We start from the raw sequence: 21,890 nt of genomic DNA on the forward strand, positions 1-21,890 counted from the left end.
CACACGTCCTCAGGCAATTACGCCCAGCTGTTTGCCGATGCGGGTAAAGGCTTCCACCGCACGCTCAATTTGTTCAGGCGAATGCGCCGCAGACATCTGGGTGCGGATACGCGCCTGACCTTTTGGTACCACCGGGAAGAAAAACCCGGTGACGTAAATCCCTTCTTTCTGCAGCTCACGGGCAAACTGCTGCGCCACAACTGCGTCGCCCAGCATCACCGGAATGATCGCGTGGTCAGCGCCGGCCAGGGTGAACCCTGCGGCGCTCATTTTTTCGCGGAACAGACGGGCGTTTGCCCACAGGCGGTCGCGCAGCTCGGCGCCGGACTCCACCATCTCCAGCACTTTGATGGAGGCGGCCACAATGGCCGGCGCCAGGGAGTTGGAGAATAGGTACGGACGGGAGCGCTGGCGCAGCCACTCAACCACCTCTTTACGCGCAGCGGTATAACCGCCAGACGCGCCGCCGAGCGCTTTGCCCAGCGTACCGGTGATGATGTCTACGCGGCCCATCACGTCACAGTATTCATGGGAGCCGCGGCCGTTTTCACCGACAAAACCGACCGCGTGGGAGTCATCGACCATCACCAGCGCGTCGTATTTATCCGCCAGGTCGCACACGCCCTTCAGGTTGGCGATCACGCCGTCCATGGAGAACACGCCGTCGGTCGCGATCAGTACGTGGCGGGCACCCGCTTCGCGTGCCTCTTTGAGCCGCGCTTCCAGCTCAACCATGTCATTGTTGGCGTAGCGGAAACGCTTCGCTTTACACAGGCGGACACCGTCGATGATGGAGGCGTGGTTCAGGGCGTCGGAGATAATCGCATCTTCTGCGCCGAGCAGGGTTTCAAACAGACCGCCGTTGGCGTCGAAGCAGGAGGAGTACAGAATCGCGTCTTCCATTCCGAGGAAGTTTGCCAGCTTTTGCTCAAGCTGCTTGTGGCTATCCTGGGTGCCGCAGATGAAGCGCACGGAGGCCATGCCGAAGCCGTGGGTGTCCATGCCGTTTTTCGCGGCGGCTATCAGCTCAGGGTGATTCGCAAGACCTAAGTAGTTGTTCGCGCAAAAGTTGATCACATGGCTGCCGTCGGCAACGGTGATGTCCGCCTGCTGGGCAGACGTGATAATACGCTCCTCTTTGAACAACCCTTCCGCACGAGCGGTGTCGAGGTCGCTGTTTAACTGTTTGTAAAAATCACCACGCATTGCAATTCTCCAGACTCGGCAAATTTTGGCACATATTACCCAAACCTATAGTTCATGACGAGATGACGCCGTATCTCTTCTCGTTTTTGCAGCATAAATCACGTGTACCCCTGCTGCATATCGGTGAATGGCTGAAGACCGGGCATTGTGATGATATGATATGAATATTAGCGTCCGGGATTGTCCCCGGGCTCAACACTTCAAAGGTTACAGTTATGATCATCGTTACCGGCGGCGCGGGCTTTATCGGCAGCAACATTATTAAGGCCCTCAATGATAAGGGCATCACCGACATTCTGGTGGTGGACAACCTGAAAGACGGCACCAAGTTCGTTAACCTGGTGGATCTGAACATCGCTGACTACATGGATAAAGAAGACTTCCTTATCCAGATTATGGCGGGTGAAGAGTTCGGCGAGATCGAAGCCATCTTCCACGAAGGTGCGTGCTCTTCCACCACCGAGTGGGACGGCAAGTACATGATGGATAACAACTATCAGTACTCTAAAGAGATCCTGCACTACTGCCTGGAGCGTGAAATTCCGTTCCTGTATGCCTCTTCCGCGGCAACCTACGGCGGGCGCACCTCGGACTTTATCGAATCCCGCGAATACGAGCAGCCGCTGAACGTCTACGGCTACTCCAAGTTCCTGTTTGACGAGTACGTGCGTCAGATCCTGCCGGAAGCGAACTCGCAGATCGTCGGCTTCCGCTACTTCAACGTCTATGGGCCGCGCGAAGGCCACAAAGGCAGCATGGCGAGCGTAGCGTTCCACCTGAACACCCAGCTGAATAACGGTGAAAGTCCAAAACTGTTCGAAGGCAGCGACGGCTTCAAGCGTGACTTCGTCTACGTAGGCGACGTTGCAGCCGTAAACCTGTGGTTCCTGGAAAACGGCGTCTCCGGCATTTTCAACCTGGGCACGGGCCGCGCGGAATCCTTCCAGGCGGTGGCAGACGCGACGCTGGCATACCATAAGAAAGGCAGCATCGAGTACATTCCGTTCCCTGACAAGCTGAAGGGCCGTTACCAGGCGTTCACGCAGGCCGACCTGACCAACCTGCGCGCCGCGGGCTACGACAAGCCGTTCAAGACCGTTGCCGAAGGCGTAACGGAATATATGGCCTGGCTGAACCGCGACGCGTAAGTATGAGAATTCTGGTGATCGGCCCGTCATGGGTGGGCGACATGATGATGTCGCAAAGTCTCTATCGCACGCTCAAGGCGCGTTATCCCCAGGCGATAATCGACGTGATGGCACCCGCCTGGTGCCGTCCGCTGTTATCGCGTATGCCGGAAGTAAACGAGGCAATCCCGATGCCGCTCGGCCACGGGGCGCTGGAAATCGGCGAACGCCGCAAGCTCGGTCATAGCCTGCGCGAGAAGCGCTATGACCGTGCGTACGTGCTGCCTAACTCCTTTAAATCCGCCCTCGTACCTTTCTTTGCGGGCATTCCGCACCGTACCGGCTGGCGCGGCGAAATGCGCTACGGCCTGCTGAACGATGCCAGGGTGCTGGATAAAGAAGCCTGGCCGCTGATGGTGGAGCGCTACGTGGCGCTGGCCTACGACAAAGGCGTCATGCGCAGCGCGAAAGACCTGCCGCAGCCGCTGCTGTGGCCGCAGCTTCAGGTGAACGAGGGGGAGAAATCCCACACCTGCAACGCGTTTGGCATTTCGTCCGAACGCCCAATGATTGGCTTCTGCCCCGGCGCAGAATTTGGCCCGGCAAAACGCTGGCCGCACTACCACTATGCAGAGCTGGCGAAACAGCTGATCGACGAGGGCTACCAGATTGTGCTGTTTGGCTCCGCGAAAGATCACGAGGCGGGCAACGAAATTCTCGCCACGCTGAGCACCGAGCAACAGGCCTGGTGCCGCAACCTGGCTGGAGAAACGCAGCTTGAGCAGGCCGTTATCCTGATTGCCGCCTGTAAGGCCGTGGTCAGCAATGACTCTGGCCTGATGCACGTCGCCGCCGCGCTGGAGCGTCCGCTGGTTGCGCTGTATGGCCCAAGCAGCCCAGACTTCACGCCGCCGCTGTCGCACAAAGCGCGCGTAATCCGTTTGATCACCGGCTACCACAAGGTACGCAAAGGCGATGCCGCTGAAGGTTACCATCAGAGCCTGATCGACATAACGCCGCAGCGCGTTCTCGAAGAGCTCAACGAACTGCTGTTGAGCGAAGAAGGATAACGGATGCGGGTATTGATCGTTAAAACCTCCTCAATGGGCGATGTGCTGCATACGCTACCGTCGCTGACGGACGCCATGCGGGCCATTCCCGGCATCCGTTTTGACTGGGTGGTAGAAGAAGGCTTCGCGCAGATCCCCACCTGGCATGAAGCGGTTGACCGCGTGATCCCGGTCGCGATTCGCCGCTGGCGCAAAGCGTGGTTCTCCGCGCCGATTAAAGCCGAGCGTAAAGCCTTCCGTGAAACGGTGCAGGCGCAGCGTTACGACGCGATTATCGACGCGCAGGGGCTGGTGAAAAGCGCGGCGCTGGTCACGCGTCTGGCGCACGGCGTAAAGCACGGCATGGACTGGCACACCGCCCGCGAACCGCTGGCGAGTCTGTTCTATAACCGCCGCCACCACATCGCAAAGCAGCAGCACGCCGTAGAACGCACCCGCGAGCTATTTGCGAAAAGCCTCGGCTATGCGAAACCGGAAGCGCAGGGCGACTACGCCATTGCGCAGCACTTTTTGCGCAATACAGATCCCTGTGCTCAGCCTTATTTTGTCTTTCTGCATGCCACAACGCGCGACGATAAGCACTGGCCGGAAACACACTGGCGAAGGCTGATTGAACTAATGCAACCCTCCGGTATCCATATTAAACTCCCGTGGGGCGCTGAGCATGAGCGGCAGCGTGCGGCGCGTCTGGCAGCAGGCTTTTCCCACGTCGAGGTGTTACCCAAACTCACGCTGGCGCAGGTTGCCGCAGAGCTGGCAGGCGCTAACGCCGTTGTTTCCGTGGATACGGGTTTAAGCCATTTAACCGCGGCGCTGGATCGCCCAAATATCACCCTTTTTGGCCCGACCGATCCCGGCCTGATCGGGGGCTATGGCAAAAACCAGCATCAGATGGTCAGCCCGACTCAGCAAACGAAGGATATCAGCGCAGATGCGATTTTTTCATTTTTACAGGGCAGCCGTTGGCTTTCCAACAGGGATATTTAACCCATGAGTTACGTATTTCTGCTGATTTTACTCTTTCCGGTGAAGCTTATCCGGAAGCTGTTGCGCAAAGAGACAGGGAAAAACCTGGTCATTCAGACAGCCAAAATCGGTGATTTTGTTAATGCAACGCCTCTTCTGGCCTGGCTAAAAAAAAGCGACGTGCTGATCAGTCGCAGCGTGGGTGCGCTGGCGAAGCATGACGAGAATATCGAGCAGATCTACTTCATCGAACAGCATAAGCGCAATCTATGGCGTAAGCTCTGCTTCGCCTGCAGGATCATGAACCGTTACGACAATGTCTACCTGCTACAGCCGAATAGCGTAAATCTCTTTTTCGCCTCCGTTTGTAACGCCAAAAGCAAGCAATTTTTAAGCACGTACACGCGCAGGTGGTATCACGGGATTTTCTATGCAATGGCCGATGGTACCGTTGAACACGGCAGAAAAACGCTGTCGGTAACGAACTATCTTAAGCTGGCCGACCGTTCGTTGACGTGGCAGGACTCTCCCAAGCACGCCACAAAGCCACTGTTTAAACCATCGACCTACCCGGCAATTCTCGACAAACCTGATGTGATCCGCATCGGCATCAGCATTGCCGCAGGTAATAAAGCCAAAACGGTGCCGCCGGTCATCTGGAAGCGAATTATTGACCGTCTCGCCGACCTGCCCTGCGAGTTTCATGTGTTTGGCGCCCCTGATGAACAGTCGTGGTTGGACGATATCACCCGCGCTTACGGTGACATTCCTAACTTGATCAGTCTGATTGGGAAAATCACGCTGGAAGAACTCCCGTGGGCTATTTCAAAGATGGATTGCTATATCGCGTCTGATTCCGGGAATATTTACATTGCCGATGCAGTGGGTGTACCTGTCGTCATGTTGTTTGGCCCGTGCTGCCATTACGAACAACGCCCTCTCGGCAATGTTCTGTTGATTGGAAATGATGAAAATATTAATTCATACGTATTCGAAACGCGTTACTATTTCAGCCAACCGAAAGAAGAGCTGTTTGCCGTAAGTGAAACCGATCTGGATAAGATTGCGAGTTTATTAACGACCCTGAATAAAAACAAAAAAGAATCACTTGAGGCGTAAAATGGGATCTTTGACCAAGCAACTGTATCGATATACGCATAAGCGTAATATGCGACATAATGAGAATTTGTGGCCATTTATTAAATTGTCCCGCAATGAAACCGGTGAAATATGTGATTTAAAATATAAGGGGTTGGATATCAAACTGACCTATTTATCCTTACTTCATCATCGATTCAATGGTGAGATCCTGATTGCGGCGACAGGCCCCTCAATCAAACATATTGATTTTGCAAAATTGCCGGCATCGGTAGCGACCGCTGGCGTGAACGGCGCATGGCACCTTAATAATCAGCTCAACTTTAGTCTTTATTTCATTGTCGACATGACATTTATCGACCGCCAAACGGCGCTTTTGAAACAATTAACAGGCTGTAAAAATGTTATTTTATTTACTACCGTCATGGGGATCGTCAAGCTTATAAATCGTTTCTCCTACGAAAACATCCAGTGCGAAATTTGTATCATTGAAGATATTTGTTATGAGACCTACAAACCTTCAATCAAACAGGATAATCTGCGTCAAGCTTTAGCGGACACACCAGAAATTGTTTTCTCTGATACGCATCCTAATATTGCTTTTAGTCGTGATGTGCGACATGGTGTGGTGGATGCTGGCACCGTGATATATTGGGCGCTCCAGATAATTTACTTTCTGGGATTCAAAAAAATTCACATTGCTGGTCTTGATATGAATAATTTCAACCAGCCACGTTTCTATGAAAGCAACGATACGATGTTGCCCTCATTTCTTGAGGATAAAGTGCATAATACTGTGCTCCCCGCGCTAACGCTGGCAAGCAACATATTCAAAGAGGATAATATTTCAGTTATCAACCTCTCTCCTCAAAGCGCTATCCCTGACTCCGTTTTTCCCAGAAAGGATTTTAGTGATGTCTTCAATTAATTTGCAACGCGGCCTGTTCTATCCTTTTGTGCTCTTTATGTTTTTGAGCATGATTTTTTGCGGAGTCTCACGAGTAAATATCTTATTCCATATCACGCTGGCTCTATTTATCATCACTATGATTATCAATAGTGAGACACGCATCCGTTTTATCAACGATCGTGACTTCCTTCCTGCACTGGGGATGACCGGTGCCTTTTTGCTCTACTTTTCACTCTCAAATTTGTGGGCGGAATCTTCACATCTTAGCTCAGCCATCAGCCATTCCTTTTATTTATTTATTTTCCTGTGCCTTTATCGTCAGTGTGAGTTACAGGAAAGAAAAAAATACATCATTGGCGCAACCTATTTCGGCATCGTGGCACTGACGATATTAACGCTGGTTTATGTCAATAAAGAGCAAATATTTCAAAACCGGCTAACGCATGCTTTCCCGTTCTCCCCGGATAATGTCATTGATCTTGGGGGATACATGGCGTTGGGTATTCTGTTGAGCGCCATTCTAGTTCGCGAAACGCGTAACTACTGGTTCTATATTCCCGTTCCCCTGCTGCTGGTCTGCTTGATTCTGACCCAAAGCCGAGGGCCTTTCCTTTCGATGATTGTCGCCGCTATCGTTGCGTTTCTGTGTAAACCGAAATGGAATTTTAAGCTGTTAGCGGGCTCGCTGATCGTATTGTTAGCTATTGGCTCCATCCTCTATTTCAGCGGCTTCTTCGATATATTCCTCAAACGCGCGGAAGAATCTTCCCGTGCAGGCTCTGTCCGTTTCGGCATCTGGCAGCATGCCTTTGAAATAGCGAAACAAAAAATGATTTTCGGCTGGGGTTTCAATAAAGAACTTGAATTCATTAACGGCTATGGTCAACCTGTTACCACAACGCATAGCCTTTATTTAGCGACCTTCCTGAAGGGGGGAGTAGTGGGACTTCTGCTGCTTTTGAGTATGGTTCTCTTTGCGGGCAGACAATGTCTTCGCCACCTTGCTGCTAATCACAAAGCAGAGATTGCGGTTATTGTCTTTGCGCTGATGTTCTATGTTACCCAGGGCATGTTTGTGATCAGCAATCCGCGAGAATACTGGGTGCTATTCTGGCTTCCACTTGCCATTATTTTCAGCACCCCGGTAAAAACCGCGCTGCAAAAATAATTCCAGAGGCGCCGATTAATCGGCGCTTTTTTTATGGGAATAAAACTCCGCCAGCGTCATCCCCACCGTCTTATCGGATAGCCAGCTAAAAAGCGCTTCTAAATCCTGATATAAACCTTCAATCGCCGCCTCATCTTTAAAGGTCGGACTTCCGCCTGGCATAAATTCAGACGAGTGAAGCATAAACTCCACATAATCCTGTCCCCGCGACAGGCACTGCTGCGCGACCTGAATCATCTGCGCCGCATTGCCGCCGGACGGTCGCAACCAGTTTACGGACGGAGAGCGGTATTTCCCGCGAAGCCGATCGTATCCCTGTTTGATCGTGTTCAACCAGGCCGGATGTTTATACTGAATGCTCATCGGCACTTCGAGTAAGGGGCTATTTCCCGCCTGAGAAATAGTATCTAAATCCATAAAATAGGCGTGGTCGGGGAAATGCTGATAATCCGTTCCGCCATTGCCCTGCGGAGCACCTTTCGCATTGCGCCAGTTCACGCGTGGCGTCACGGAGCAATCAACCTGGTAGCCCAGTTCAACGAGCAATTTTGCATAGCGGCTATCAAATGCCCAACGCCCGGCGCGGTGGCTCAGCATTTTGGTCTGAAATGTCTCTTCCAGCAGACGGGTCATGAACAGCACTTTCTCACGCATCACCTCGTCTGAAAATTCAATCAGATACGGTTGCCAGCGCCAGTCATCTCCCGTGAGATCGTGCTCAGGTGGGCTATTCCATGCATGAAGGTGCATACCCACCTCCCCCTGACCACGAGCGATCGCGTCCCTGGCGAATTCAATGAAAACGGGCTCGATTGCCATCTCATAGTTTGTCAGCCATACGGGCTTAAAACCAAAACGCTCACAGAGGGCCTGGAACCGGGCCAGATAGCGCGCATTTTCCGTTTTAATGACGCGGTGATTCTCCCAGAGATTATCGCCCTCAGTATCAATCGTGATGATAAACGCTGGTTTTTTCATAATGAGTCCGCATGACAGGGAAGTTAGCGCTATGTTACGCACTCTCCAAAGCCTGAGTAAACCCTTCCTGGGAAATTCCTGAGATTATGGAGAAAGAGTGCAAGTCGCTACCAGGTCTATTAGAATTGCCAACAGTACAACGCCGATAAGATGATGATGAATAACTTACCTGACACGCCTGATTTGCGCATTCTACTGATCAAACTCCGCCATCATGGCGATATGTTATTGACCACCCCCGTCATTGATTCATTACGTCAAAAATGGCCACAAGCGCAAATTGACGTGCTGTTGTATGAAGAAACGCGCGATATGCTCGCCGCGCACCCGACGATTGGCACTATTTATGGAATCGATCGTAAATGGAAGCAACTGGGCACGCTAAAGCACCTTCAAAAGGAGTGGCAGTTACTCTGCGCGTTACGAAAGCAACATTATCATCTGGTGATAAATCTTGCCGATCAGTGGCGTAGCGCTATCGTCACCCGTTTCACTGGTGCGCCGGTTCGCCTCGGATTCGCCTTTAACAAACGCAACAATCCATTCTGGCGTTTCTGTCATAGCGATTTAGTCTCTGTTGCAAATCACAAATCCCTGCACACTGTCGAACAAAATCTCTCCATTCTGTCACCATTACAGGTCGCACCTGAGCCAGCTGTTACCATGGCCTACAGTGCAGAAGACTGGCACCACGCCCGCCAGGAGCTGGTGCAAAAAGGAGTGGGCGATAACTACATCGTCATTCAGCCGACATCACGCTGGTTCTTCAAATGCTGGGATGAAAGCAAAATGGCGCAAACCATCACCGCGCTGCAGCAGGATGGGCATACCGTTGTACTCACGGCCGGGCCGGATAAAAAAGAGCTGGCGATGATAGATCGCATACTCGCCGCCTCACCGAAAACGGGGGTCGTCTCGCTGGCGGGACAGCTAACGTTGCGCCAGCTGGCCTCACTCATCGACCACGCGTGTCTTTTTATTGGCGTTGACTCCGTTCCGATGCATATGGCCGCCGCGCTGCAGACGCCCTGCGTGGCGCTGTTTGGCCCCTCCAAACTGACGTTTTGGTCTCCATGGCAAGTCAACGGTGAAGTCATCTGGGCTGGCGACTACGGTCCCCTTCCCGATCCCGACGCTATTGATACCAAAACGAAAGAACGCTATCTCGACGCCATTCCTGTTGATGCTGTCGTCTCCGCTGCAAGGAGATATTTGTCATGAAACACAATCGTCTGGCGATTGTTCGCCAAAAGTATCGCCCTGATGGCGGAGCGGAGCGCTTCGTTTCACGTGCGCTCACCGCGCTGAGCAATCAGAATCTTGAACTCAACGTCATTACGCGTGAATGGCAGGGCGAGAGACAGGACGACTGGCATATCCATATTTGCGACCCGCGCAAATGGGGCCGAATTAGCCGCGAACGCGGGTTTGCCCATGCTGCCCGCGCGCTGTGGCAGCAACAGCAGTTTGATATTGTGCAAAGCCACGAGCGGATTCCGGGCTGTGATATCTACCGCGCTGGCGATGGCGTTCATCGCCGTTGGCTGCTACAGCGTGCGCGCATCCTGCCCGCCTGGCGCGCGAAAATGCTGATGGTCGACCGCTATCACCGCTACGTGATGCACGCCGAGCGTGAAATGTACCAGGCGCCAGAGCTGAAAGCGGTTATCTGTAATGCGGAGATGATCAAACGCGAAATCGTCGAAGACTTTGATCTTGACGCAAAAAAGATACATGTGATTTATAATTCAATTGATTCCAGCCGCTTCGTTCCGGCCCAGGAAGCACAGCGTGCCGCGCTGCGTCAGCAATTTGGTTTGCCAGCCGATGCCGTGGTGTTCTGTTTTGTAGGATCGGGATTTGAACGAAAAGGATTGGCCAGCGCCATACGCGCTATCGCAGGAACTTCAGCCTGGCTGATTGTGGTTGGACAGGATAAAGCAGAACATCGTTATCGTGACCTCGCCCGTTCATTGGGCTGCGAAGGGCAAATCCGTTTCCTGGGGATGCAAAAAGAAACGCTGCCTTTTTATCAGCTATCCGATGGTTTACTGTTGCCAACGCTGTATGATCCCTTTCCAAACGTCATTCTTGAAGCGATGGCCTGCGGCTTGCCCGTCATTACTTCAGAGAGTTGCGGAGGCGCTGAATTTATTCAGCAAGGCCAGAACGGATTTTATTGTGACGCCCTGGATATCAACACATTGAAGGAGGCAATTGCAGCCACTCCTTCTCTGGGAAAAAATAACACGCTGGGGCAAGCGGCACGTGAACGGGTAAAAGACGCCACCCCCGAAAAACTGTCAAGTCAGCTTATTTCGCTTTATCAAAAATTACTGGATTAAAAATGCGCATCCTAATGATTATTGATGGTTTACCCGGTGGGGGAGCTGAAAAAACAGTTCTTACACTTTCCAGCGGATTAACGGAAATGGGGCATCAGGTCTCCCTTTTCTCTCTGCGGAAAGTGTGTGATTACGCCATCCCGGAAGGCATTGATTATCAGGTGGTTCAGGATACCTGCAAAAAACCGTGGCGCAAGCTGACGGAGATCCCACGCCGAGCCCGCCTGCTGGATCAGGCAATTGAGCGGGCTGAGCGCAGCGGAAAATTTGACGTTGTGTTCTCTCATCTGCACAAAACTGACCGCATTGTGGCGCACTGCCGCGCGCTGGAGCGTGAAAAAGTCTGGTTCTGCGTGCATGGCATGTTCTCTTTCTCCTATCTTCGCCATCGCAGCGGGCTTTCGCGCTGGTTTAAGCATCTTAAAATTCGTCATACCTACGAAAACCGAAACGTTGTCGCCGTCTCAGGCGCCGTGCTGAAAGACCTTTCCGAGACCCTGGCTCTGAAACTCCGGCGTAAAGCGGTTATCCACAATCCTTTTGATATCCCTGAAATTCAGCGTCTGGCGGATGCCCCCTTCGAGATGCAAGGGAAGGATTACATCATCCATGTCGGCCGCTTCCATGAGCACAAACGCCACGACCGTCTTTTACGCGCGTTCGCACAGAGTCAGCTCGACACTACGCTTGTGATGATGGGCAATGGTTCCGAAGCCAAAATTCAAAAGCTCAAACAGCTTGCCCGCGACCTGGGTATTGAAGACAAGACGGTTTTCCGTCCCTTCGACTCCAATCCCTACCCCTGGATTAAAGGGGCACGCCTCTTAGTGTTAAGTTCTGACTGCGAAGGTTTTGGTAATGTGCTGGTGGAATCCATTATCTGCCAGACGCCACCGGTCAGTACCAATTGTCCGGGTGGCCCCGCAGAAATCCTCACCGGCGCCTTAGCGCGCGGGCTGGCAGAGCTAAATGACGCGTCACTGGCAAAAACCCTGGTAGATATTTATACCGCCCCGCCGGTCGTTGGCGATGCAACGATTGCCTCGTTCGGTATCAATGCCATTTGCCAGCAGTACATTGCTTTGGTCGACAATCAAAAATAATCAGGTTTCTTATGCAAAATTCAGCGCCATTGTTAAGCGTGGTGGTTGCCGTTTATAACGGCGAAGCTTTTCTGGATCAGTTCTTTACCTGCCTTGTGAATCAACGCATCGACAGCATGGAAGTCATTATTGTCAATGATGGCTCAACTGACCGCTCGATGCAGATCGTCGAACGCTGGCGTGAAAAACTGCCGCAGATGCAGGTGATTGAACAGCAAAACCAGGGCGTTTCCATTGCGCGAAATACCGGCCTGGCCGTTGCAACCGGTCAGTATCTCTCTTTCCCGGATATTGATGACGTCTTCAAACCTGGCATGTACCAGCGTCTGCTGGATATGGCCGTCACGCAGGATCTGGATGTCGCCACCTGCAACGGCAACTACGTCTGGGAAAATGATAAGAAACCGTCTCGACCTATCTTCCCCGAGGATAAACTCGCCTCAACGGGCGTTATGACGGGCCCGGCATGGTTAAAGATGGCGCTGGATTCACGTAAGTTCCTGCACGTGACCTGGCTTAATATCTATCGCCACGATTTTATTCGTAAACACAGTTTCCATTTCGAACCCGGGCTGCGCCATCAGGATATCCCGTGGACCACCGAGGTGCTGCTTGCCGCAGAGCGCGTTCAGTACACCAGTGAACGCTTTTATGACTACTACATTCACTCTGCCTCGGTATCGCATACGCCGGATAATGACGACACGCTGATCCGCTCCGCGCGCCACTACATGAAAATCCTGCAGATGCTTGATGCCATTAACCAGCGTTACCCGGATAAAGTGAAAAATATCCCCGCCTGCCACTGGCAAATCGCCAAAGAGGGGCTGGGGATCATTCATACCTTCGACAACATGAAGGATGAGACAAAGAAAACAATGATTATCAAAGAGTTCTTCGACACCGGGATCTGGAAGCTTATCTGGAAAAGTGCCAAAAGCCCGCGTTTGCGCTGGCGCCTGGGCCGACGCTACTTCCGTTTAAAACGGTATCTGGCATAAGAGATAGCTTTACCTGGCTTAAATGCTTAGAATTTGCCCGCCGAAACTAAAAAGACGGATAATCGCTTGGAATTGTTGTATACCGCCCTGCTCTATATCATTCAGCCACTGGTGTGGCTGAGACTGTTGCTTCGTAGCCGTAAAGCGCCTGCGTATCGTAAACGCTGGGCTGAACGCTATGGCTTTTGCCGCAATAAAGTCGCCCCGGACGGTATTTTGCTGCATTCCGTTTCTGTCGGTGAAACGCTAGCGGCGATCCCGCTGGTTCGCGCTCTGCGCCACCGCTACCCGTCTCTGCCGATTACCGTCACCACCATGACGCCAACCGGCTCAGAGCGCGCGTTATCCGCGTTTGGCAAAGACGTTCATCACGTCTACCTCCCTTACGATCTGCCCTGCGCTATGAATCGTTTCCTGAACACCGTTCGCCCGAAGCTGGTGATCGTGATGGAAACCGAGCTGTGGCCGAACATGATTTCCGCTCTGCACGCCCGTAAAATTCCGCTGGTGATTGCCAACGCGCGCCTTTCAGAGCGCTCGGCGAAAGGCTACGGCAAGCTGGGCAAATTTATGCGCCGCCTGCTGAGCAAAATCACGCTGATTGCCGCGCAGAACGAAGAAGACGCGGCGCGCTTTATCTCCCTGGGCCTGAAGCGCAACCAGCTTGCCGTGACCGGCAGCCTGAAATTCGATATTTCCGTTACCCCTGAACTGGCCGCCCGCGCCATCACGCTGCGCCGCCAGTGGGCTCCGCGTCGCCAGGTCTGGATAGCGACCAGTACTCATGAGGGCGAAGAGGCGATTATCCTGCAGGCGCACCGTAAGCTGCTGGAAACCTTCCCGGACCTACTGCTGATTCTGGTGCCTCGTCACCCCGAACGTTTTAAAGATGCCCGCGAAATGGTGCAGAAAGGCGGCTTCAGCTTCACCCTGCGCAGCAGCGGAGAGATCCCTTCCGGCAGTACCCAGGTGGTGATTGGCGATACGATGGGCGAACTGATGCTGCTCTACGGCATTGCTGACCTCGCCTTTGTTGGCGGCAGCCTGGTGGAGCGCGGAGGCCATAACCCGCTGGAGCCGGCAGCCCACGCCATTCCTGTGCTGATGGGTCCACACACGTTTAACTTCAAAGATATCTGCGCTAAATTGCAGCAGGCCGATGGTTTAATTACCGTGACCGATGCGGACTCGGTCGTCAAAGAAGTATCGACCCTTCTGACGGATGAAGATTACCGCCTGTGGTACGGTCGCCACGCCGTCGAAGTGCTGCACCAGAACCAGGGCGCACTCACCCGTCTGCTGCAGCTTCTGCAACCTTATCTGCCTCAGCGGAGCCACTAATGTCTACGCGTCTGTCGGTCGTCATGATCGCCAAAAACGCCGCCGACCTGCTTCCGGACTGCCTGGCCTCCGTCGCCTGGGCTGACGAAATTGTTATCCTCGACTCCGGAAGCACGGACAACACGGTGGACATCGCCCGGGCTGCGGGCGCAAAAGTCTTTACCGATACCGACTGGCAGGGCTACGGCATTCAGCGCCAGCGCGCGCAGGCTCACGCCACGGGCGATTATGTGCTGATGATCGACACCGACGAGCGCGTCACCCCAGAACTCCAGCAGGCCATTCAGGCGGTGCTTTCCTCACCCCAGCCTGGCGCCGTATACAGCATCGCGCGTCGTAACTACTTCCTTGGCCGCTTCATGCGCCACAGCGGCTGGTATCCGGATCGCGTAATGCGCCTCTACGAGCGCGGGCGCTTTCAGTACAACGACAATCTTGTCCATGAGTCACTGGCCTGCGACGGCGCCCAGGTCATCCCCCTGACGGGTGATTTGCTGCATCTGACCTGCCGTGATTTCGCCAGCTTCCAGCAAAAGCAGCTCAACTATGCCACCGCATGGGCGCAGGAACGCCACCAGCGCGGCAAGAAGGCCTCGCTGACAGGAATCTTCACCCACACGCTGGGCGCGTTTCTGAAAACGCTGCTGCTGCGCGGCGGCGTGCTGGATGGTAAGCAGGGCTGGTTACTGGCGGTAGTGAATGCCCAGTATACTTTCAACAAATACACCGAGCTGTGGGCGCTCTGCCGCGGCTACTCAGAGAAAACGTGAGCCATGAGCACAAAAGCGATTTATCCGGGTACCTTCGATCCGATCACTAACGGTCATCTTGACATCATTACCCGTGCAGCGTGCATGTTCGACAAGGTGATCCTGGCGATTGCCGCCAGCCCCAGCAAAAAGCCGATGTTTGATCTCAACGAGCGCGTGCAACTTGCCACCGACGCCATTTCGCACCTGCCAAATGTTGAAGTTGTCGGGTTCAGCGATCTGATGGCGAACTTCGCCCGCGCCCAGCAGGCCAATATTCTGATTCGTGGCCTGCGCGCGGTGGCAGACTTCGAGTATGAGATGCAGCTGGCGCACATGAACCGCCACCTGATGCCGGAGCTGGAAAGCGTATTCCTGATGCCGTCAAAAGAGTGGTCGTTTATCTCGTCCACGCTGGTAAAAGAGGTGGCGCGCCATCACGGGGACGTTACCCATTTCCTGCCGGATAACGTCCACCTGGCACTGATGGAAAAGCTAAAGTAGTTCTATTTCTGACACTGGCGGCAGTAGAACGTGGCGCGCTGGGCGTGCTTCGTGGCAATAATCGGCGTCCCGCATGCCCTGCATGGCTCGCCCTTACGGCCATACACCTGCAGCTCCTGGGCAAAATAGCCTGGTTTACCGTCGCTTTGCAGAAAATCCTTCAGGGTGGTCCCGCCTTGCTCAATCGAGCGCAGCAGCACTGCTTTAATGACCCGAACCAGCAGCTCACACTCCTGCGCGGACAGCGACGAGGCCAGCCGATCGGGATGGATCCCGGCCGCAAACAGCGATTCACTGGCGTAAATATTCCCCACGCCGACCACCAGCTTGTTATCCATCAGCCAGGGCTTGATCGGGGTCTTTTTCTTCGCGCACTTCTCTTTCAGGTAGTCCGCATTAAACGCGTCTGAAAGCGGCTCAGGGCCCAGATGCGCCAGCACGTTGTGTCCTTCCAGCTCCTTCGTCCACAGCCACGCGCCAAAGCGCCGCGGATCGGTGTAGCGGAGCACTTTGCCGTTGCTCATTACCAGGTCAACGTGATCGTGTTTTTCCGCAGGCAATTCTTCGGTCAAGATGCGCAGGCTCCCGGACATCCCAAGATGGATAATGATCCAGCCGTCAGGCAGCTCCAGCAGCAGGTATTTCGCGCGGCGCTGCACGCTAAGGACGGGTTTGTCGCTTAACGCGTGGATCTCATCGGACACCGGCCAGCGCAGTCGTCCATTGCGAACGACGGCATGAAGAATAGTCGCGCCGACCAGATGGGGCTCAATGCCGCGACGGCTGGTCTCTACCTCAGGTAATTCAGGCATGGTTCCTCCGTTGAGATGCAGAATGCAAAAAACCCCGCAGTTGCGGGGTTTTTCAATACAAGGAGGCTAAAATTATTTGATTTTAGCTTCTTTGTACAGTACGTGCTGGCGTACAACTGGATCGAATTTTTTCAGTTCCAGTTTTTCCGGCTTAGTACGTTTGTTCTTCGTGGTGGTGTAGAAGTGACCTGTACCAGCAGAAGAAACCAGCTTGATTTTCTCGCGAATACCTTTAGCCATGATTTATTTCCTCTTTAAGTACTTAGTACTTTTCGCCACGGGCACGCAGTTCAGACAGAACTGTATCGATGCCTTTCTTATCGATTACACGCATACCTTTAGCAGATACACGCAGGGTGACAAAACGCTTCTCGCTCTCAACCCAGAAACGGTGAGAGTGCAGGTTCGGCAGGAAACGGCGTTTAGTCGCGTTCAGTGCGTGGGAACGGTTGTTACCGGTCACCGGACGCTTGCCAGTAACTTGGCAGACTCGGGACATGTCTATTCTCCAAAAATCAAATTAGCTCGAGCTTCGTATGGGGTATCGGCGCCTCGTCAGGCTTTACAGCCCGGTCATCGCGTAGTTCTAAGTGAACTCTCGATTGCCAGGCCCAAATGCCAAACCCGAGATTCTCAAAGGTGGCGTAGTATACGCTGACTCGGCGGTGTGCTCAAGTCCCGAACAGACAAAGATCCCGATGGATCGCGAGAAATAGCCTAAATCCAGCCATGTTCTGCAAAAGAAATGTACTCTCCGCGGCCAATTATCAGATGGTCCAGAACACGAATGTCCATGAATTGACAGCATTTGATAATGCGTTCGGTGATTTCTTTGTCAGCTCTGCTCGGTTCTGCACAGCCAGAGGGGTGATTATGCGCGAGGATCACCCCCGCTGCATTCACTTTTATCGCTTCACGCACAATTTCACGCGGATGTACCTCAACGTGGCTCAGTGTACCCGAAAACAGGCGGCTGTGCTTCAGTACCCGGTTCCTGTTGTCGAGAAAGATCACCATAAAGATCTCCCGCTCCAGACCGGATAGCTGGCTTTGCAAAAATTCGCGGGTCATGTCAGGGGTAAGGATCGGATCTTGCTCCTCCATCTGTACGTTATAAAATCGCCGGGCAAGTTCAGCAATACCCCGTAACTGGGCATACTTCGCGACGCCAATGCCTTCTAAGTGCGTAAACGCCTCCAGTTCGGCTGTCAGCAAACCATGTAGTGAACCAAAATGGTCTATCAGATTTTTCGCCAGCGTAAATACCGTTTTTCCCTTCGTACCTGTACGTAAAAAGAGCGCCAGCAGCTCCTCGTCTTTTAATAACGCGACGCCATGACGCAGCATTTTTTCGCGCGGTAGCAGCAGTTCAGTCTCTTCCATGCCCGGCCTCCTTCTGTTTGCCATTATGCTGCCACAGGCAAATCCGGGGCTCGACGCTGAGGTTTCGTTCTTGCGTAGCGCCTCGCAAAGTGCATAAAGGACTTCATCACCCCCCTATTTGGGATTGTGGTAAAATGCCCGCTCTCTGGTGAAACCCAACAGGAAAGAATCATGATGAGCCTGGCCGGTAAAAAAATCGTTCTTGGCGTGAGCGGCGGCATTGCTGCCTATAAAGCGCCGGAGCTGGTGCGTCGTCTGCGCGAGCGCGGGGCGGACGTGCGGGTCGCGATAACCGAAGGCGGTAAAGCCTTTATCACCCCTCTGAGCCTGCAGGCGGTTTCAGGATACCCGGTATCTGACAGCCTGCTCGATCCGGCCGCCGAAGCCGCGATGGGGCATATTGAGCTTGGGAAATGGGCCGATCTGGTGATTCTTGCCCCTGCCACGGCAGATTTAATTGCCCGCGTGGCGGCCGGTATGGCGAACGATCTGGTTTCGACCATTTGCCTCGCGACGCCTGCGCCCGTCGCCGTTGTGCCCGCCATGAACCAGCAGATGTACCGCAATGCCGCCACCCAGCATAATCTGGAGACGCTGGCTTCGCGCGGCCTGCTTGTCTGGGGCCCGGACAGCGGCAGCCAGGCCTGCGGCGACGTTGGCCCGGGGCGTATGCTCGACCCGCTGACGATTGTGGATATGGCCGCCGCCCATTTTTCACCTGTCAACGACCTGCAACATCTCAACATCATGATTACCGCGGGCCCGACGCGCGAACCGCTGGACCCGGTGCGTTACATCACCAACCACAGCTCCGGTAAAATGGGCTTTGCGATTGCTGCCGCAGCGGCAAAACGCGGTGCTAACGTCACGCTGGTCAGCGGCCCGGTCTCGTTACCTACGCCACCTTTTGTACAGCGTATTAATGTTACCACCGCGCTGGAGATGGAAGCCGCCGTGCAGGCTCATGCGCAACGCCAGCAGATTTTTATCGGCTGTGCGGCCGTGGCAGACTATCGCGCCGAGACCATCGCCGAGTCTAAAATCAAAAAGCAAGGCGATGAATTAACACTGAAAATGGTGAAAAACCCGGACATTGTTGCCGGTGTCGCCGCATTAAAAAGCCATCGTCCTTACGTTGTTGGATTTGCCGCAGAAACGAATAATGTGGAAGAATATGCCCGGCAAAAACGTACCCGCAAAAACCTCGATTTAATTTGCGCGAACGACGTATCGCTGGCCACGCAAGGATTTAATAGCGACAGCAACGCACTGCACCTTTTCTGGCAGGATGGAGATAAAATCTTACCGCTTGAGCGCAAGGAACTCCTGGGCCAACAATTACTGGACGAGATCGTTACCCGTTATGATGAAAAAAATCGACGTTAAGATTCTGGACCCGCGTGTTGGCGAGCAATTCCCGCTGCCAACCTATGCCACCTCCGGCTCTGCCGGACTTGACCTGCGCGCCTGTCTCGATGACGCCGTAGAACTGGCTCCCGGTGCCACTACCCTGATCCCGACTGGCCTGGCGATCCACATTGCAGATCCGTCTCTGGCGGCAGTGATCCTGCCGCGCTCGGGTCTGGGCCATAAGCACGGCGTAGTGCTGGGTAACCTGGTCGGCCTGATCGACTCCGACTACCAGGGTCAGCTGATGGTGTCCGTCTGGAACCGTGGTCAGGACAGCTTCACCATTGAACCTGGCGAGCGTATCGCGCAGATGGTTTTTGTACCGGTGGTACAGGCAGAATTTAACCTGGTGGCAGACTTTGATGCCACCGACCGTGGCGAAGGCGGCTTCGGCCATTCCGGGCGCAAATAACCGCCCGACACACGTATCTCGCAGCGCCATAACGCAATAACAAACCGCAAACGTCAGTTTGCGGTCGCTGTGTGGATGCCAGCCTGGCAAGTGCTTATTTTCAGGGGTATTTTGTAACATGGCAGAAAAACAAACCGCGAAAAGGAATCGTCGCGAAGAAATACTTCAATCTCTGGCTCTGATGCTTGAATCCAGCGATGGCAGTCAACGCATCACCACCGCCAAACTGGCCGCCTCTGTGGGCGTGTCTGAGGCGGCGCTGTATCGTCATTTCCCCAGCAAAACAAAAATGTTCGACAGCCTGATCGAGTTTATTGAAGACAGTCTGATCACGCGCATTAACCTGATTCTGAAAGATGAAAAAGATACCACCGCGCGTCTTCGTCTGATTGTGCTGTTAATTCTGGGCTTTGGGGAGCGCAATCCGGGTTTAACCCGTATCCTGACCGGCCACGCGCTGATGTTTGAGCAGGACAGGCTGCAGGGCCGCATCAATCAGCTTTTTGAGCGTATTGAAGCGCAGCTGCGCCAGGTGCTGCGCGAGAAGAAAATGCGTGAAGGCGAAGGATACAATACGGATGAGACATTGCTGGCAAGCCAGATTCTGGCGTTTTGTGAAGGCATGCTCTCCCGCTTTGTGCGCAGCGAATTCAAATACCGACCAACGGACGATTTTGACGCCCGCTGGCCGTTAGTGGCAGCGCAGCTGCAGTAGCACCGCAGGCCCGGTAAGCGTAGCGCCGCCGGGCAATTCAATTACACACCAAACTCTTCGCGATACGCCCGCACCGCCGCCAGGTGATCCGCCATCTCTGGCTTCTCTTCCAGATACGCAATCAGGTCTTTCAGGGTGATGATAGAGGTCACTTTGCAGCTGTAATCACGCTCTACTTCCTGGATAGCAGAGATATCGCCGCGACCGCGCTCCTGACGATCAAGAGAAATCAGCACGCCAGCCAGCGTCGCACCGTTGGCCTGGATAATCTCCATAGATTCACGGATCGCGGTGCCTGCGGTAATCACGTCGTCGACCAGCATCACGCGGCCCTGCAGCGCGCTGCCCACAAGATTACCGCCTTCACCGTGGGTTTTGGCCTCTTTGCGGTTAAAGCAGTACGGCACATCACGGTCATGGTGCTCCGCCAGCGCCACCGCCGTGGTAGTTGCAATCGGAATGCCCTTGTACGCAGGGCCAAACAGCAGGTCGTAATCAATCCCGGAATCCACCAGCGCTTCGGCATAGAAGCGGCCTAACAGTGCCAGATCGCGCCCGGTATTAAACAGCCCGGCGTTGAAGAAATATGGGCTCTTACGCCCGGATTTCAGCGTAAATTCGCCAAACTTAAGTACCTGTTTATTAATCGCAAACTCAATAAACTGGCGCTGATACGATTTCATGGATTCGCTCCTTTGGTTTTTTCTGTCTTGCAGGCAAAAAAAAGGCGACTCATTGGTCGCCTTTAAAATCAATTTTCTAACGCCGCTTTTTGCGTCGTTACAATGGATTCGATTCCCCCTCGGGCCAACGCCAGCAGAGAGAGAAGTTCTTCATGGGTGAACGGCTCACCTTCCGCCGTTCCCTGCACCTCAATGATACGACCATCTTCGGTCATCACCACGTTCATGTCGGTCTCGGCGGCAGAATCTTCAACATATTCCAGATCGCAAAGCGCTTCACCATTAACGATCCCCACGGAAACCGCCGCGACCATCCCTTTCATAGGGTTGGTTTTCAGCTTACCGGCTGCAACCAGCTTGTTCAGGGCATCGGCCAGCGCCACACAGGCACCGGTAATGGACGCGGTACGCGTGCCGCCATCTGCCTGAATCACGTCGCAATCCAGGGTAATAGTGAATTCACCGAGGATTTTCAGGTCAACGGCGGCGCGCAGCGCACGTGCGATCAGGCGCTGGATTTCCATGGTACGTCCACCCTGCTTACCCTTTGCCGCTTCACGGGCGTTACGGGTATGGGTCGCGCGTGGCAGCATGCCGTACTCGGCGGTGATCCAACCCTGGCCCTGCCCTTTCAGAAAGCGCGGAACGCCCTCTTCGATGGACGCGGTGCAAAGCACTTTGGTGTCACCAAACTCAACCAGCACGGAGCCTTCAGCGTGTTTTGTATAGTTACGGGTCAGGGTGACGGGACGCACCTGATTGGCGCTACGACCTGATGGACGCATGATGGATTCTCCGGCTTGAAACGAATGTGGCTGCGCATTATACGGATAAAGGACGCTTATTCCTATCCTGAGAAGCCCCCGAAAGCTATAATCCCCCCATCTCTCCTTTAAAAACGGGAATGTC

At 53.8% G+C, this 21,890-nt stretch carries 24 protein-coding genes; 16 read left to right on the forward strand and 8 right to left on the reverse strand.

Annotated elements, in window-relative coordinates; genetic code table 11:
• Positions 1-9 precede the first annotated feature (9 nt).
• The gene (gene kbl / locus A6013_RS15115) at positions 10-1,206 is read right to left on the reverse strand and encodes a glycine C-acetyltransferase (RefSeq protein ID WP_045260056.1); all 1,197 of its coding nucleotides are present in this window, start codon (positions 1,204-1,206) and stop codon (positions 10-12) included.
• A gap of 215 nt (positions 1,207-1,421) precedes the next feature.
• On the opposite strand from kbl, the gene rfaD reads away from it, so the two are divergent.
• From rfaD to A6013_RS15145, 6 genes are read left to right on the forward strand one after another with little or no spacing between them, the layout of a single operon-like run.
• Positions 1,422-2,354, forward strand: coding sequence for an ADP-glyceromanno-heptose 6-epimerase (rfaD, locus tag A6013_RS15120; protein ID WP_041911658.1), 933 nt, complete (start codon positions 1,422-1,424; stop codon positions 2,352-2,354).
• A 2-nt stretch (positions 2,355-2,356) separates the two neighbouring features.
• On the forward strand, positions 2,357-3,403 hold the full coding sequence (gene rfaF / locus A6013_RS15125; RefSeq protein WP_069733352.1) for an ADP-heptose--LPS heptosyltransferase RfaF: 1,047 nt from the start codon (positions 2,357-2,359) through the stop codon (positions 3,401-3,403).
• A gap of 3 nt (positions 3,404-3,406) precedes the next feature.
• Positions 3,407-4,390 carry a lipopolysaccharide heptosyltransferase RfaC gene (gene rfaC, locus A6013_RS15130; RefSeq protein WP_069733353.1) on the forward strand — a complete coding sequence of 328 codons (984 nt, stop codon included), beginning with the start codon at positions 3,407-3,409 and terminating at the stop codon, positions 4,388-4,390.
• A gap of 3 nt (positions 4,391-4,393) precedes the next feature.
• A complete protein-coding gene (locus tag A6013_RS15135; RefSeq protein ID WP_069733354.1) occupies positions 4,394-5,488 on the forward strand; it encodes a glycosyltransferase family 9 protein in 1,095 nt (364 codons plus the stop codon).
• Between the two features lies 1 nt (position 5,489).
• Positions 5,490-6,395, forward strand: coding sequence for a sugar glycosyltransferase (locus A6013_RS15140; RefSeq protein WP_069733355.1), 906 nt, complete (start codon positions 5,490-5,492; stop codon positions 6,393-6,395).
• Positions 6,382-7,545, forward strand: coding sequence for an O-antigen ligase (locus tag A6013_RS15145; RefSeq protein ID WP_069733356.1), 1,164 nt, complete (start codon positions 6,382-6,384; stop codon positions 7,543-7,545). Before A6013_RS15140 ends, A6013_RS15145 begins: the two co-directional genes overlap by 14 nt.
• A 15-nt stretch (positions 7,546-7,560) precedes the next feature.
• Here the strand turns inward: A6013_RS15145 and A6013_RS15150 are convergent, their stop codons facing one another.
• Positions 7,561-8,523, reverse strand: a complete 963-nt coding sequence (locus tag A6013_RS15150; RefSeq protein WP_069733357.1) for a polysaccharide deacetylase family protein — start codon at positions 8,521-8,523, stop codon at positions 7,561-7,563.
• Positions 8,524-8,673: 150 nt separating this feature from the next.
• On the opposite strand from A6013_RS15150, the gene rfaQ reads away from it, so the two are divergent.
• The 7 genes from rfaQ to coaD all read left to right on the forward strand — a co-directional run bounded on the left by rfaQ (position 8,674) and on the right by coaD (position 15,566).
• Positions 8,674-9,744: a putative lipopolysaccharide heptosyltransferase III gene (gene rfaQ / locus A6013_RS15155; RefSeq protein WP_069733358.1), complete on the forward strand. Its 1,071-nt coding sequence runs from the start codon at positions 8,674-8,676 to the stop codon at positions 9,742-9,744.
• Positions 9,741-10,868, forward strand: coding sequence for a glycosyltransferase family 4 protein (locus A6013_RS15160; RefSeq protein WP_069733359.1), 1,128 nt, complete (start codon positions 9,741-9,743; stop codon positions 10,866-10,868). The genes rfaQ and A6013_RS15160 overlap by 4 nt, the downstream gene beginning before the upstream one ends.
• A 2-nt stretch (positions 10,869-10,870) precedes the next feature.
• Complete coding sequence (locus tag A6013_RS15165; protein ID WP_041911667.1) at positions 10,871-11,971, forward strand: glycosyltransferase; 1,101 nt, start codon at positions 10,871-10,873, stop codon at positions 11,969-11,971.
• Positions 11,972-11,982: 11 nt separating this feature from the next.
• Positions 11,983-12,972 carry a glycosyltransferase gene (locus A6013_RS15170; protein WP_069733360.1) on the forward strand — a complete coding sequence of 330 codons (990 nt, stop codon included), beginning with the start codon at positions 11,983-11,985 and terminating at the stop codon, positions 12,970-12,972.
• 66 nt (positions 12,973-13,038) lie between these two features.
• Complete coding sequence (gene waaA / locus A6013_RS15175; RefSeq protein ID WP_028015020.1) at positions 13,039-14,313, forward strand: lipid IV(A) 3-deoxy-D-manno-octulosonic acid transferase; 1,275 nt, start codon at positions 13,039-13,041, stop codon at positions 14,311-14,313.
• The gene (locus A6013_RS15180; RefSeq protein WP_048960267.1) at positions 14,313-15,083 is read left to right on the forward strand and encodes a glycosyltransferase family 2 protein; all 771 of its coding nucleotides are present in this window, start codon (positions 14,313-14,315) and stop codon (positions 15,081-15,083) included. Before waaA ends, A6013_RS15180 begins: the two co-directional genes overlap by 1 nt.
• Positions 15,084-15,086: 3 nt before the next feature.
• Positions 15,087-15,566: a pantetheine-phosphate adenylyltransferase gene (gene coaD, locus A6013_RS15185; protein ID WP_045260067.1), complete on the forward strand. Its 480-nt coding sequence runs from the start codon at positions 15,087-15,089 to the stop codon at positions 15,564-15,566.
• A 2-nt stretch (positions 15,567-15,568) separates the two neighbouring features.
• On the opposite strand, the gene mutM is transcribed toward coaD, so the two are convergent.
• The 4 genes from mutM to radC form a co-directional block, all read right to left on the reverse strand.
• Positions 15,569-16,378, reverse strand: coding sequence for a bifunctional DNA-formamidopyrimidine glycosylase/DNA-(apurinic or apyrimidinic site) lyase (mutM, locus tag A6013_RS15190; protein WP_028015018.1), 810 nt, complete (start codon positions 16,376-16,378; stop codon positions 15,569-15,571).
• 72 nt (positions 16,379-16,450) lie between these two features.
• Positions 16,451-16,618 carry a 50S ribosomal protein L33 gene (rpmG, locus tag A6013_RS15195; protein ID WP_003024094.1) on the reverse strand — a complete coding sequence of 56 codons (168 nt, stop codon included), beginning with the start codon at positions 16,616-16,618 and terminating at the stop codon, positions 16,451-16,453.
• Between the two features lie 22 nt (positions 16,619-16,640).
• Positions 16,641-16,877 (reverse strand): 50S ribosomal protein L28, encoded by a 237-nt coding sequence (gene rpmB, locus A6013_RS15200; RefSeq protein ID WP_002436699.1) that lies wholly within the window; start codon positions 16,875-16,877, stop codon positions 16,641-16,643.
• Positions 16,878-17,095: 218 nt separating this feature from the next.
• The gene (radC, locus tag A6013_RS15205; RefSeq protein ID WP_063437257.1) at positions 17,096-17,761 is read right to left on the reverse strand and encodes a DNA repair protein RadC; all 666 of its coding nucleotides are present in this window, start codon (positions 17,759-17,761) and stop codon (positions 17,096-17,098) included.
• A gap of 174 nt (positions 17,762-17,935) precedes the next feature.
• On the opposite strand from radC, the gene coaBC reads away from it, so the two are divergent.
• From coaBC to slmA, 3 genes are all read left to right on the forward strand, one after another.
• Complete coding sequence (coaBC, locus tag A6013_RS15210) at positions 17,936-19,147, forward strand: bifunctional phosphopantothenoylcysteine decarboxylase/phosphopantothenate--cysteine ligase CoaBC (protein WP_028015016.1); 1,212 nt, start codon at positions 17,936-17,938, stop codon at positions 19,145-19,147.
• Complete coding sequence (dut, locus tag A6013_RS15215) at positions 19,125-19,583, forward strand: dUTP diphosphatase (RefSeq protein WP_015570042.1); 459 nt, start codon at positions 19,125-19,127, stop codon at positions 19,581-19,583. The genes coaBC and dut overlap by 23 nt, the downstream gene beginning before the upstream one ends.
• Positions 19,584-19,701: 118 nt before the next feature.
• Positions 19,702-20,298 carry a nucleoid occlusion factor SlmA gene (gene slmA / locus A6013_RS15220; protein ID WP_028015015.1) on the forward strand — a complete coding sequence of 199 codons (597 nt, stop codon included), beginning with the start codon at positions 19,702-19,704 and terminating at the stop codon, positions 20,296-20,298.
• Between the two features lie 41 nt (positions 20,299-20,339).
• On the opposite strand, the gene pyrE is transcribed toward slmA, so the two are convergent.
• Positions 20,340-20,981, reverse strand: coding sequence for an orotate phosphoribosyltransferase (gene pyrE / locus A6013_RS15225; protein WP_069733361.1), 642 nt, complete (start codon positions 20,979-20,981; stop codon positions 20,340-20,342).
• 68 nt (positions 20,982-21,049) lie between these two features.
• On the reverse strand, positions 21,050-21,766 hold the full coding sequence (gene rph, locus A6013_RS15230) for a ribonuclease PH (protein WP_010426431.1): 717 nt from the start codon (positions 21,764-21,766) through the stop codon (positions 21,050-21,052).
• Positions 21,767-21,890: the final 124 nt, after the last annotated feature.

Origin of the sequence: Enterobacter sp. IF2SW-B1 (assembly GCF_001743375.1) — a bacterium.
Taxonomy (GTDB): Bacteria; Pseudomonadota; Gammaproteobacteria; order Enterobacterales; family Enterobacteriaceae; genus Enterobacter; species Enterobacter bugandensis.